The organism is Herbaspirillum sp. RTI4 (assembly GCF_034313965.1).
Lineage (GTDB): Bacteria > Pseudomonadota > Gammaproteobacteria > Burkholderiales > Burkholderiaceae_D > Herbaspirillum.
In genome coordinates this window covers 2,908,163-2,920,800 of record NZ_JAVIWQ010000002.1, presented here as the reverse complement: position 1 = coordinate 2,920,800, position 12,638 = coordinate 2,908,163, and the positions used below count along the sequence as shown (strand labels likewise).

The 12,638-nt window shown below is 58.7% G+C and carries 10 protein-coding genes; 6 read left to right on the top strand and 4 right to left on the bottom strand.

What is annotated here, in order from left to right; translation table 11 throughout:
- Nucleotides 1-5 precede the first annotated feature (5 nt).
- Complete coding sequence (locus RGU70_RS12970) at nt 6-1,493, top strand: DNA recombination protein RmuC (RefSeq protein ID WP_322209815.1); 1,488 nt, start codon at nt 6-8, stop codon at nt 1,491-1,493.
- 207 nt (nt 1,494-1,700) lie between these two features.
- Nucleotides 1,701-1,952, top strand: coding sequence for a GlsB/YeaQ/YmgE family stress response membrane protein (locus RGU70_RS12965; RefSeq protein ID WP_322209814.1), 252 nt, complete (start codon nt 1,701-1,703; stop codon nt 1,950-1,952).
- A 46-nt stretch (nt 1,953-1,998) separates the two neighbouring features.
- Here the strand turns inward: RGU70_RS12965 and glp are convergent, their stop codons facing one another.
- The 4 genes from glp to RGU70_RS12945 form a co-directional block, all read right to left on the bottom strand.
- Nucleotides 1,999-3,285, bottom strand: a complete 1,287-nt coding sequence (glp, locus tag RGU70_RS12960) for a gephyrin-like molybdotransferase Glp (RefSeq protein WP_322209813.1) — start codon at nt 3,283-3,285, stop codon at nt 1,999-2,001.
- Nucleotides 3,282-3,932, bottom strand: a complete 651-nt coding sequence (gene mobA / locus RGU70_RS12955; RefSeq protein ID WP_322209812.1) for a molybdenum cofactor guanylyltransferase MobA — start codon at nt 3,930-3,932, stop codon at nt 3,282-3,284. The genes glp and mobA overlap by 4 nt, the downstream gene beginning before the upstream one ends.
- Nucleotides 3,933-5,060, bottom strand: coding sequence for a GTP 3',8-cyclase MoaA (gene moaA / locus RGU70_RS12950; protein ID WP_322209811.1), 1,128 nt, complete (start codon nt 5,058-5,060; stop codon nt 3,933-3,935).
- Nucleotides 5,061-5,286: 226 nt separating this feature from the next.
- Complete coding sequence (locus RGU70_RS12945; protein ID WP_322209810.1) at nt 5,287-8,466, bottom strand: Rne/Rng family ribonuclease; 3,180 nt, start codon at nt 8,464-8,466, stop codon at nt 5,287-5,289.
- A gap of 837 nt (nt 8,467-9,303) precedes the next feature.
- Between RGU70_RS12945 and RGU70_RS12940 the strand changes: the two genes are divergently transcribed.
- From RGU70_RS12940 to RGU70_RS12925, 4 genes are all read left to right on the top strand, one after another.
- On the top strand, nt 9,304-10,341 hold the full coding sequence (locus tag RGU70_RS12940) for an RluA family pseudouridine synthase (protein ID WP_322209809.1): 1,038 nt from the start codon (nt 9,304-9,306) through the stop codon (nt 10,339-10,341).
- 140 nt (nt 10,342-10,481) lie between these two features.
- Nucleotides 10,482-11,141: an HAD-IA family hydrolase gene (locus tag RGU70_RS12935; protein WP_322209808.1), complete on the top strand. Its 660-nt coding sequence runs from the start codon at nt 10,482-10,484 to the stop codon at nt 11,139-11,141.
- Entirely contained in the window at nt 11,134-11,529 is a 396-nt protein-coding gene (locus tag RGU70_RS12930; RefSeq protein WP_322209807.1) for a Rieske (2Fe-2S) protein, read from the top strand. Before RGU70_RS12935 ends, RGU70_RS12930 begins: the two co-directional genes overlap by 8 nt.
- 26 nt (nt 11,530-11,555) lie before the next feature.
- Entirely contained in the window at nt 11,556-12,593 is a 1,038-nt protein-coding gene (locus RGU70_RS12925; RefSeq protein WP_322209806.1) for a S49 family peptidase, read from the top strand.
- The last annotated feature ends 45 nt before the right edge of the window (nt 12,594-12,638 follow it).

Here is a 12,638-nt window from a genome sequence, read left to right as displayed (position 1 = left end):
ACCCCATGACCCTGCCTGATATCGTCTTGCTGATTTTGTTGGTCGCTGTCCTTGCCCTGCAATTACTGGCCTTATGGCGTGCCGGACGCGGCAACGCCAGCGCCGAACTGGCACTGCAATTGGCGCAATTATCCAGCCAATTACAGCAGCAACAACAGGCGCTGGCCGAACGCGGCGAGCGCGCCATGCGCACTGAAATGCAGGGCGCGGCGCAAAATACCCGCCAGGAACTCGGCTCTTCTTTCCTTCAATTGCAGCAGACGCTGGCAACGCAAATCGGCAGCATGGCCACTTTGCAGAACAGCCAGATCGACGCGTTTGCGCAGCAACTGGTCAAGCTCAATGAAACCAATCGCCAGCAGTTGGAAAGCATGCGTCAGGATCTCGGCCTGCAAGCGCAGACCAGCCGCCAGGAACAGGCTGCCTCCTTGCAGCGTTTCGGCGATACGCTCAATCAATCCCTGACGGCCCTGACCGAATCGAACGCGCAACGCATGGCAGAAACCCGCACCATGCTGGAAACCAGAATCAAGGATTTGCAGCAAGACAATGGCGTGCGGCTGGAAGAAATGCGCAAGACGGTCGATGAAAAACTGCATGCGACGCTGGAACAGCGGCTGGGCGAATCGTTCAAGCTGGTGTCCGACCGTTTGGAGAAAGTCCACCAGGGTCTGGGGGAAATGCAGCAACTGGCCATTGGCGTGGGCGATTTGAAGCGTGTGCTGACTAACGTCAAAACCCGCGGCACCTGGGGTGAAGTACAGCTGTCTATGCTGCTGGAACAATTACTCACGCCCGAGCAGTACGGGAAAAATGTGGAAACGGTACCGCATAGCGGTGAGCGGGTCGAGTATGCGATCAAGCTGCCCGGCGCAGCGGCCGGCGGCGCGCCGGTCTGGATGCCGATCGACGCCAAATTCCCGAAGGAACAATATGAACGACTGGCCGAAGCTGCCGATCGTGCCGATGCGGAGGGCGTTGCGCTGGCGGGCCGTGAGCTGGAACGGGTCGTTCGCGGCGAAGCCAAAAAAATTGCCGAGAAATATCTGTCGCCGCCGCTGACTACCGATTTCGCTATTTTGTTTTTGCCGACCGAGGGCTTATACGCCGAAGTCATGCGTCGTCCTGGCCTGTCCGATGATTTGCAGCGCACGCATCGCATCAGCGTGGCCGGGCCTTCGACTTTGTCGGCGTTGCTCAATAGTTTGCAAATGGGATTTCGCACACTGGCGCTGGAAAAGCGGTCTTCGGAAGTGTGGCAAGTGCTGGGCGCGGTCAAGACCGAGTTTGGCAAATTCGGCGCGGTACTGACCGCCACTAAAACGGCGCTGGAACGTGCGGCCAAAAATATCGAACAGGCCGAAACCCGCACGCGCGTGATGTCGCGCAAACTGACTTCGGTGGAAGCTTTGCCGGTCGAGAGCGCGCAGGAATTGCTGGGTAACGATACGGCCTACGATCTGGCCGATGAAAAAGACGTCGAACCAGAGTAAGGTGCGGGTGTTTTGGGGATATTTCCTTGTCCTACAAGGGAAAGGGTAAATGTCTGCTGTGCTGGCCGTCAGTATGAGGCTATGATTTGAGGTGTCTATTTACTGTCAGCGTGAATGTGTTTATGGATCGCTGACTTGTCTGCACATGATAAAAATCCGCCACAAGGCGGTTCCTTCTCGTCCCACATTGAAGAAAGCAGGCCACTTATGTCACACGGAATCATTGCTTGGTTAATTATTGGCGCTATCGCCGGCTGGCTGGCTGGCGTCCTCGTCAAAGGCGGCGGCTTCGGTTTGATTGCCGATATTCTGGTCGGTATTGTCGGGGCCTTTATTGGCGGTTGGGTGGCGGGGCTGCTGGGCATAGGCATCGGTGGCGGTATTGGCGCATCGATACTGACGGCAACGCTCGGTGCCGTAATCCTGCTGTTTATTTTGCGGCTGGTTAAACGCGCTTAGTTGGGCTTGAGCATGCTTAATTACGCTTAAGCGTAATTAAGCGGCCTCACACCATCCCGTCAAACAGCACCACTTCTACCTGATCGTTGAGGCGCACTTCGCCTTGGTCGTGTTCCAGCACGATGATGCAATTGGCGTCCGACATTGAACGCAAAATACCGGAGCCCTGCGCACCGGTCAGGCGCACTGTCCATTCTCCATCCTCCTGACGCGACACAATGCCGCGTTGGTATTCGGTGCGTCCGGGTTTTTTGCGGATCGCCGACTGTGAGCGCACCCGCAGCCTTGGCAGCGGAGCGTAGTTGGCTCCCGACAAGCGCAGCAGGGCATCGCGCACGATGAAATAGAAACTCACCATCACGGCGACCGGGTTGCCCGGTAAGCCGAACAGGTAGGCCTGCCTGCCTTCCATGCCGACGCGGCCGAAGGCCATGGGCCGCCCTGGACGCATGCCGATTTTCCAGAACAGCATCTCGCCCAGCGCCGCCATGGTTTGCTTGGTGTAATCGGCTTCGCCCACCGACACCCCGCCCGAAGTGATGACCGCATCGGCATTGGCAGCGGCGTCGCGCAGGGCGGTTTCGAGTGCGGCCGGATCGTCACCGACTACGCCCATGTCGATCACTTCGCAGCCGAGGCGCGTCAGCATGCCATACAAGGTATAGCGGTTGGAGTCATAGACGGCACCGGGGGCGAGGGCCTCACCGACCGAGCGCAGTTCGTCGCCGGTGGAGAAAAAGGCGACACGCAAGCGACGTTGCACTACCACTTCCGCCAGTCCCAGCGAGGCCAGCAGGCCCAGGTCGGCGGGACGGACGACTTTTCCTTTGGATAAGGCGGCTTGCCCGCGCTGCAGATCTTCGCCGCGCCGCCGGCGGTTATCTCCGGACCGCACGCGGGAGGTGGACAAGCTGACGGTGAGCGCATCGGCGGCATCGACCAGTTCTTGCGGGATCACCGTGTCGCAGCCGTCGGGCATTACGGCACCGGTCATGATGCGTACGCATTCGCCGCTGCCGACTTGCCCGTCGAAACGATGTCCGGCATGCACGCTGCCGACCAGCCGCAGTTGCAACGTCGCAACGTCGGCCAGATCGGCTCCGCGCAGGGCGTAGCCATCCATCGCTGAATTGTCATGCGCCGGCACGTCAATGGTGGAAATGACATCCTGCGCCAGTACACGGTCGAGCGCGCTGCGAATGGCGACTCTTTCGCTGCTGGTGATTGGTTCGATGTAGTCGTGAATGATTTGCTGCGCATGTGCGACGGTCAGCGCATCGGGATCGTAGGCGGACAGGCAACTGACGATGCCGGAGAGGGAGTTTGATTTCATGGCGGGGGCGCAGTGGCGGACAGTGATTCCAGGGCGGCAAGTTCTTGCCGGGTGTTGATGTTGCTGAAAGCGGTGGCGTCGGGGAAGGGGACTTCCACCGTGGCGAGCGTGGCGAACCAGTCGTTCATGCGTCGCCCGCCGTGGTCGAGAAATTGCGTCAGCCGTGGCAGTAAATCTGTCTGAAGCAGGCAAAAGACCGGGTGACGTTGGCGGCGGCTAGCGTCGTCAGTGACGGCCAGCGCCAGTTCTGCGTCGGCCTGCGTCAGCGCCCGATACAGACGTGACACCAGATCATGGGGCAGAAACGGCGAATCGCAGGGCGCGGTTGCCAGCAAGGGCGTGCGGCATTGCATCAGTCCGGTTTGCAGGCCTGCCAGCGGACCGGCGAAATCGGGCATGTGGTCGGGCAGGACGTCTAGCCCGAAGGCTTGGTATTGCGTCAGGTTTTGGTTGGCGTTGATTGCCAGATGGGCGACCTGCGGTGCAAAGCGCCGGATAATTTGCGCCACCATCGGTTCGCCGTTGAAGGCTTGCAAACCTTTATCGACTTCGCCCATGCGCGTGCCGCGTCCGCCGGACAGGATCAGGCCGCTGATGTGAATCGTGGCGGAGGTCTGGTTCGTGGCAAGGGAGGCAGTGGCGCTCATTCAGCCGCCGATGTAAGACATCTCGACCTTGGCGGGGGCATCCGTCGGATTGGCCAGATGCTGGCTGCGCAGTTGCGAATAACGGTCGCCGCGTGCGCGCCACACCTGGCCGATGACGCCGGCAATTTCGGCATCGCTGTTGCCATTACGCAGCAGGGCGCGCAATTCATGGCCGCTGCTGGCGAACAGGCAGGTATAGAGCTTGCCTTCGGTGGACAGGCGGGCGCGGGTGCAGTCGCCGCAAAAAGCGCCGGTGACGCTGGAAATGACGCCGATTTCGCCGCTGCCGCCGTCGCCATCTTGTCGATAGCGCCAGCGTCGGGCGGTTTCGCCGGGATAGTTGGCGTCGAGGGCTTCCAGTGGCATGTCCAGCGCGATGCGACGCACTACTTCAGCGGAGGGGATGACGTCGTCCATGCGCCAGCCGTTGGAAGCGCCGACGTCCATGTATTCGATGAAACGCAGGATGTGCGGGGTGTCGCGGAAGTAGCGTGCCATCGGCAGGATTTCCTGCTCATTGACGCCTTTTTTGACCACCATATTGATTTTGACCGGGCCGAGGCCGACTGCCTGGGCCGCATCAATCCCCTCCAACACTTGGGAGACCGGGAAATCGACATCGTTCATGCGCTTGAAACTGGCGTCGTCCAGCGCGTCCAGCGAAACCGTGACGCGCTTGAGGCCGGCATCCTTGAGCGAACGGGCTTTTTGCGCCAGCAGCGCGCCATTGGTGGTGAGCGTCAGGTCGAGATCGCGGCCGTCCGGTGTGCGCAGGCGGGCCAGTTGTTCGATCAGCCGTTCCAGATTTTTACGCAGCAGCGGTTCGCCGCCGGTCAGCCGGATTTTTTCTACGCCATGGGCAACGAAATGCGTCGCCAGCCGGGTGATTTCCTCGAAGGTCAGCAGATCCGAGTGCGGGAGATAGGTGTAATTTTTGTCGAAGGTACTTTTCGGCATGCAATACACACAGCGGAAATTGCAGCGGTCGGTCACGGAAATGCGCAAGTCGCGCAAAGGTCGTGCCAGAGTGTCGTTCAGGGTGCCGGTCGGGGTTTCCATGACGTGCGGAAGCAGCGAGGGGGAGGTCGCTACGCGCTGATCGATGATGGAAATGATGCGATGACTCATGGCTGCCTGATGCTTTTAGTAAATACGTATTGCAGAAGGGAGAACGATAGCATGTGCCTGCTTCTTGTGCTTTGTCATGGCTGGAATGAGGTGATGCGTTGCGTCCATAAAAAATGCCGCCCGGATCAATCCTGGCGGCATTTTTTGACGTGCTTTTGCTTCATTCATCGGCAATGAAGTCAGGCAGCGCCGGCGCGGTGAGCGTCGACGCTGCCTTGGGGGCTGCTTAGCGCTGTGTTTCTACTTGCACCAGCGGTTCCGAGGCGACTGCTGCCTGGGGCTTGCGTTCGCGTGGCACGCGTGCCTCAACCGGGGCGCTGGCGGCAGCTTCCTGCGCTGCAAGCAACTTGGCCGGATCGGTACGGGCCAGGGTCAGGCCGGCTGAACTGAGCGTGCTGTCCAGATCGGCGGCGCTGGTTGCCGGGGCAACCACTGCTGTAATAACTGCGGCAACAGGGGCGGCAACGGGTATCGCAACAACAGGAGCAACCGGCGCTGCCGGCGCTTCAACAATCACCGCAACAGGTGCGGTAACAATCGGAGCTGCTGGCGTTTCGACAACCTCAGCCACCACCACTGCGGCAACAGGTTGCGCCGTAATTGGCGATGCCTGAGGCGCTTCGGCTACCGGTGCTGCGTAGATTGGTGTGGCGGTAAAGACCGGAGCCGCGACGACTGGTGCCTCGACCGGGGTTTCTGCCACGACAGCCACTTGCACTGGTGCAGTTTCAGGTGCCGGGGCAACTGCAGCGGCGGCAACGGGTTCCTGCGTTGGCGTTGCAACTACGGGCGCGTTTTGTGGCGCTGTTTCCGATGACGGCGTTACAGCGGCCGGGGGCGTGACGCCTGCCGGTGCAGTAGCGACGGCGATTTCGGCCCAGGTTGGCAACAGGCTGGCTTGTTGCGGCTCATGAGACGGGGTATCCGTATCGTGAGCGACGTTGTCTGCCAGTTTCCGTTCCGCTTGCTGTTGGGCTACCGCGTTGTCGGCGACGGCTTCAAACACTTCGGAGCGGTCGCTAGACTCGGTACCGTCTTCAGCGTTTTCACCTTCAATGCCACCTTCGCGGTCACGACGGTTGCGGTTGCGACCGCCACGACGGCGGCGGCGGCGTGGTTCTTCCCCGCCTTCTGCAGTGCCGTCCTGAGGATGACCGGCGGTTGCGGCATCGTCCATGTCAGGCGGCGGCAAATCACGAGCGGCGGAGTCCATGGATGGGACTGCTGCAGCGATTCCGGCGGCAGCCAGTGTGGCTTCCATCGGCAGGTTGTCGAGGCCTTCGGGTGCGACTTCCTTGCGTTCCTGACGTGGCTGACGGGGCGCGCGTGGTTCACGCGGCTCACGCTGTTCACGGCGGCCTTCACCTGCGGGTTCGCGTGGCTCTCTTGGCTCACGCGGTTCACGGATTTCCCGTGGCTCACGTGGCTCGCGGGCTTCCTTGCCTTCACGCGGTTCGCGTGGCGGACGTGGGGTGCGTGGAGGACGACCGTCGGACGTTTCCTGAATCTGCGCGGTCTTGCCTGTTTCAGTGGTGGCGACGGCGTCGTTTTCTTCACGTTCGCGATTGCCGCCGCGACCGCCGCCGTTGCGGCTGCGGTTGTTGCGGTTGCCTCGGCCGTTACGATCACGGTCACCGGCGTCGCGCTTGCCGGACGGTGGTGTGGTGGCAGCGGGTGTGGTGGCGACTGCCGTAGTCGATTTCTTGGTGAAGAAACTCCAGATTTTGCCGAGCAGGCCAGCTTCTGGCGCGAGGGTAGGTGCAGTACCGGCACTCGCTTTGCGTTCGAAAACCGGGGCTGGCTGGTCAGGGGTGATGCCCTTGACGACGGCTTGCTGACGTGGTTTGGCTTCTTCTTTCTGACCCTTGTTGTAACCGATGTCGGTGTCTGCTTCTTCCGCCATGGCGTAGCTGGCCTGGGCATCGTCGAGTCGCGGATCGTCGTGCTTGAGGCGTTCCAGCTTGTAGTGCGGGGTTTCCAGATGCTTGTTGGGAATCATGATGATCGTGACCCGGTGACGGGTTTCGATCTTCAGGATTTCGCCGCGCTTTTCGTTGAGCAGGAAAGCGGCGACGTCGACAGGTGCCTGGACGTGGATGGCGGCCGAATTTTCCTTCATTGCTTCTTCCTGGATGATGCGCAGGACTTGCAGTGCGGAGGATTCGGTATCGCGGATGTGGCCGGTGCCGTTACAGCGCGGGCAGGTGACGTGACTACCTTCGGACAGTGACGGACGCAGGCGCTGACGCGACAGTTCCATCAGGCCGAAGCGCGAGATCTTGCCCATCTGGACGCGGGCGCGGTCGTGGTGCAGCGCGTCTTTCAGACGCGATTCGACTTCGCGCTGGTTCTTCGCGTTTTCCATGTCGATGAAATCGATGACGATCAGGCCGCCCAGATCGCGCAGACGCAACTGGCGCGCCACTTCTTCGGCGGCTTCCAGATTGGTGTGATAGGCGGTGGTTTCGATATCGCTGCCGCGTGTGGCACGGGCGGAGTTGACGTCTACCGATACCAGCGCTTCGGTATGGTCGATGACGATCGCGCCGCCGGATGGCAGCGGGACGGTGCGCGAATAGGCGGTTTCGATCTGGTGTTCGATCTGGAAGCGCGAAAACAGTGGCACATCGTCACGGTAGCGCTTGACCCGATGGACCATGTCCGGCATGACGTGCGCCATGAACTGGTGGGCCTGATCGTGGATGTCGTCGGTGTCGATCAGGATTTCGCCGATATCCTGCTGGAAGTAATCGCGGATGGCGCGGATGACCAGTGAGGACTCCTGATAGATCAGGAAAGCGCCGGAACCGGTCTGACCGGCGCCTTCGATGGCGCGCCACAATTGCATCAGGTAGTTCAAGTCCCATTGCAATTCGTCGACGTTGCGGCCGATGCCGGCGGTGCGCACGATGACTGACATGCCGGTAGGCAGGTCCAGCTTGTCCATCGTTTCGCGCAGTTCCTGACGGTCTTCGCCTTCGACGCGACGTGATACTCCGCCGCCGCGTGGGTTGTTGGGCATGAGCACCAGGTAGCGACCGGCCAGCGAGATGAAAGAGGTCAGCGCAGCGCCTTTATTGCCGCGTTCTTCTTTTTCTACCTGAACAATGATTTCCTGGCCTTCGCGCAGCGCTTCTTTGATCGAGGCGGTGCGGACGTCAACACCTTCCTTGAAGTAAGAGCGGGCGATTTCCTTGAACGGCAGAAAGCCGTGACGTTCTTCGCCGTAATTGACGAAGCAGGCTTCGAGCGAGGGCTCGATGCGGGTAATGACGCCTTTGTAGATGTTGGACTTGCGTTGTTCGCGTCCGGTGGCTTCGATGTCGATGTCGATCAGTTTCTGACCGTCGACGATGGCTACGCGCAATTCTTCTTGTTGCGTAGCATTGAACAGCATGCGTTTCATGGCTTCACTCCGTGACCCTTGGGTCATCTTTGGTGCAGCAGCTTTGATGGCTGCGGCATTAGTACAGGGATGTACGCGAGGAAGGACTGGCGGGAGGAATTGGCCTGATCGCAGAGGGCGCGATTGGTGTGCGCGCTCATGCTACAGGCGAGGATACAGACAGGCATACATTCAGCAAGATGCCGGACAGCATTCTGGATGCATCCACGTTCCGCATGAAGCGGTCACAGTGGTGGCTCGCAAAGTGTTGTCTCTCTTGATTTGATCTCTCGATTTGAGTCAAGTCTGGCATCGAGGCAAATGGATCGGCCGGTGAACCGGCATGCACTGTATCTCAACCGGCAGGTTACAGGCTGGCAAACTGGCTGCGTCGGGAGTGGCTGTTTCGCTGCGTTATCCGAGGAGACATCCCTCAGGGGATGTGCGCCGGACGGTGCGTGTTAGCCAAACTTCGGGTCGCGGGCATGTTTGCCGACACCTGGTAAAACCTGCCAGATTCTTATTCCTTCTATCCCACTCATCCTATCCAATATTCTCATGCGGTATCTGGACAACTACGCCGGTGAAAACCGTGTCAGTGACGACACGCCGGTAACGGCAACGGTGTCCCCTGATTCGCACATGAATACTGCATACACATTTTTTTCGAAAATACGTTGAAAACCTTCAATAAAACACAACTACTTAAAACTTGTGGCTATTGCGACTGTTTTTAACGCTTTCGTCCATCAATTTGCAAATTGCGAGGCGGATGGTTAAGCCCCTGTGTAGAATGTCTTTTTTATTCTCACAATGACAAACGCGTTAAGCATTGTCGAAATCAATTATATATTCAAAATGAAGGACTTAGCGAGATATTCTAGAGGGAAGACTGAAACCGGCACGCCCCCCCCGGTTGTAGCGCCGGCGGCTCAGCCTGCGCCGCAAGTCCAGTTGCTGACGATTTCCGAAGAGGATAGTGGTCAGCGTATCGATAACTTCCTTTTACGTATCTGTAAAGGGGTGCCAAAAAGCCATATTTACCGGGTACTTCGCTCAGGCGAAGTGCGCGTCAACAAGGGGCGCATCGACCAGATGTACCGCCTGCAGGATGGTGACATCATCCGCATTCCACCCATCCGCATGGCAGAAAAAGCGCCGCCGTCTGCGCCCGGTGCAGAATTCACGATTTTGCTGGAAGACAGTCATCTGCTGGTGATCGACAAACCTGCCGGCGTAGCTGTGCATGGCGGTTCGGGCGTCAGCTATGGCGTGATCGAACAATTGCGGGCCTCGCGCCCCGATGCCAAATTTCTGGAGCTGGTGCATAGGCTCGACCGGGACACCTCGGGCATCCTGCTGCTGGCCAAGAAGCGCTCGGCGCTGACCGACCTCCATGCGCAGATGCGCGATGGCTTGACGGACAAGCGTTACCTCACGCTGGTCCATGGCGACTGGCAAAATGCCCGGCAGCACGTCAAGCTGGCCCTGCACAAATATACGATGGGCGACGGTGAGCGGCGCGTGCGGGTGCAGGCCGACGGCATGGCTTCGCATACGATTTTTTCGCTGCTGCGCAAATATACCGACTACGCCTTGCTGGAAGCGGAGCTGAAAACCGGTCGCACCCATCAGATTCGGGTGCATTTGTCCCACAGCGGTTTCGCCATTGTCGGTGACGATAAATATGGCGATTTTGTTCTGAATCGCGCCTTGCAGAAGGCCGATGGCGAGCGTGTCGCACTCAAACGCATGTTCTTGCATGCCCATCAAATCACTTTCACCCACCCTGAAACCGGCAAATCAACGACCTTGCGTTCCAAGCTGCCTGCCGAATGCGAACGTTTTCTGAAGGGTTTGGGTCCGGTTCAGGTTGCGGCAGCGTCGCCGAAGTAGTCACTTCGCTTTGCGCTGGAACGGGCCGAGTCAAACTCGACTGATTTTTTCGGTTCTTTTCTCGAATAATTATCGGTCTGAGCAGCATGATTCGGCTTTAGGCCTGATAATCGGGGCTGGCTGATTTTTGATAGAAAAACATGGCGCGAAAGCAATTTGATTTAATTGTCTTTGACTGGGACGGCACGCTGATGGACAGCACTTCCACCATCGTGCGCTGCATTCAGGCGGCAGCGAGGGACCTCGGTTTGCCCGTGCCCGACAAAACTGCCGCCTCTTATGTCATCGGACTGGGCTTGCACGATGCCATGCAAGTGGCGATACCGAATGTCGATCCGAAATTTTATCCTCGCATTGTCGAACGCTATCGCCATCACTATCTGGCGCAGGATATGGACCTGACCTTGTTCGACGGCGTTGGCGAGATGCTGACGGACCTGCGGCAGCAGGGCTATTTTTTGGCCGTAGCCACCGGCAAAAACAGAGTCGGGCTGAACCGGGCTCTGCATACCTCGGGGCTGCTATCGTCGTTCGACGCCACCCGCTGCGCCGATGAGACTTTTTCCAAGCCGAATCCCGCCATGTTGCACGAACTGACCCGCGAACTCGGACAGGACATGCAGCGCACACTGATGATTGGCGACACCACGCATGATCTGCAAATGGCGATCAACGCCGGTGCTGCGGGCGTGGCAGTAGAGTTTGGAGCCCATCCGGTGGAGGAACTGGCGGCGCTCAAGCCTCTTTATAGTGCAGCCTCCATCAAATCCTTGCACACCTGGCTCGATCAACATGCCTGAAGAAGGCTCGCCGGTATCAGACGCCCCCAGCATTCCTGTCTGCCTCTCCGTGGCGGTCGAGGAGGGCGGCAAGGGCCAGCGATTTCCGGTCAGCGTGCAGGGTGCGGACGCGGTGGGATTCGTCATTCGCTACGACGGAGTCGTTCACGGCTACCTTAATCGTTGCGCGCATGTGCCGATTGAAATGGATTGGGAAAAAGGCGAATTTTTCGAGTCCAGCGGTTTATACCTGATGTGTGCGACCCACGGCGCGGTGTATGAACCGGCGACCGGAAAATGCGCCGGCGGACCTTGCCGGGGCGGTCGTTTGCAGCCGATACCTACGTTTGAAAGCGACGGCCAGATATTCTGGACGCCGGATGATTTCATAAGACCCGCGATGGCATAAGCCTCGTGTAACGCCTGAGTGACTATATGAGCGATATCAACGAAACTGAAAATACGACGCCGCCCTCCGCAGCGGGCGCAACTCCCGAGGTGGCCGCAACGGTAGCGCCTGCGGTGGAAAAGGAAAAAAAAGGTGGCTGGGAGCGCGATGTGCTCGAACAGCTCGCCTTGTTCGCCGTCAAGGAACAGCGCGCGCGCCGTCGCTGGAGCATTTTCTTCAGAATCGCCGGACTGGCCGTCCTCGTTTTCGGTATATGGACTGCGTTCAATTACAGTCAGTCGGATGCCGAACCGGTAGGCAAGCACACGGCCCTGATTGAAATCAACGGTGAAATTGCCTCCGAAGGGCATGGATCCGCCAGCGCAGTGATTCCCTCGCTGGACAAGGCATTTGAGTCCACCGATTCTGTCGGCGTCATTCTCAAAATCAACAGTCCTGGCGGCAGCCCGGTGCAGGCCGGCATGATCAACGATGAAATCGTGCGCCTGCGCAAGCTCTATCCTGACAAGCCGTTGTATGTGGTGGTCGATGAAATGTGCGCTTCCGGCGGGTATTACATTGCCGCAGCAGCGGACAAGATTTTCGTCAACAAGGCCAGTATCGTCGGTTCGATCGGTGTGCTGATGGATGGATTCGGTTTCAGCGGGCTGATGGAAAAAGTCGGTGTCGAACGCCGCTTGCTGACCGCCGGTGAAAACAAGGGTTTCCTTGATCCGTATAGCCCGTCCAATCCTAAGCAGCGCGAAATGGCGCAACAAATGCTCAATGAAATTCACCAGCAATTCATCGACGTCGTACGCAAGGGTCGCGGACAACGCCTGAAGGAAACGCCGGAAATTTTCTCTGGCCTGTTCTGGTCCGGTGCCAAGGCGATTGATCTCGGCTTAGCCGATGGTTTCGGCACTGTCGACAGTGTTGCCAGGGATGTGCTGAAAGAAGAAGATCTGGTCGATTACACGCAAACTGAAGGTTTGCCGGAGCGGGTATTGAAGAAGTTTGGCGTCTCTATCGGCACCGGCATCGTCAAAACGATGCTCGACAGCAATCCGATCAAGCTGCATTGATTGATTCATTGATTCATTGATTCATTGATTCATTGATTCATTGAT

Excerpts from the sequence above, each read along its gene's own strand:
- RGU70_RS12970 (WP_322209815.1), top strand. The coding sequence starts at position 6 with ATGACCCTGCCTGATATCGTCTTGCTGATTTTGTTGGTCGCTGTCCTT.
- RGU70_RS12930 (WP_322209807.1), top strand. The coding sequence starts at position 11,134 with ATGCCTGAAGAAGGCTCGCCGGTATCAGACGCCCCCAGCATTCCTGTC.
- RGU70_RS12925 (WP_322209806.1), top strand. The coding sequence starts at position 11,556 with ATGAGCGATATCAACGAAACTGAAAATACGACGCCGCCCTCCGCAGCG.
- moaA (WP_322209811.1), bottom strand. The coding sequence starts at position 5,060 with ATGAGTCATCGCATCATTTCCATCATCGATCAGCGCGTAGCGACCTCC.
- RGU70_RS12945 (WP_322209810.1), bottom strand. The coding sequence starts at position 8,466 with ATGAAACGCATGCTGTTCAATGCTACGCAACAAGAAGAATTGCGCGTA.
- RGU70_RS12935 (WP_322209808.1), top strand. The coding sequence starts at position 10,482 with ATGGCGCGAAAGCAATTTGATTTAATTGTCTTTGACTGGGACGGCACG.
- RGU70_RS12940 (WP_322209809.1), top strand. The coding sequence starts at position 9,304 with ATGAAGGACTTAGCGAGATATTCTAGAGGGAAGACTGAAACCGGCACG.
- glp (WP_322209813.1), bottom strand. The coding sequence starts at position 3,285 with ATGAAATCAAACTCCCTCTCCGGCATCGTCAGTTGCCTGTCCGCCTAC.
- RGU70_RS12965 (WP_322209814.1), top strand. The coding sequence starts at position 1,701 with ATGTCACACGGAATCATTGCTTGGTTAATTATTGGCGCTATCGCCGGC.
- mobA (WP_322209812.1), bottom strand. The coding sequence starts at position 3,932 with ATGAGCGCCACTGCCTCCCTTGCCACGAACCAGACCTCCGCCACGATT.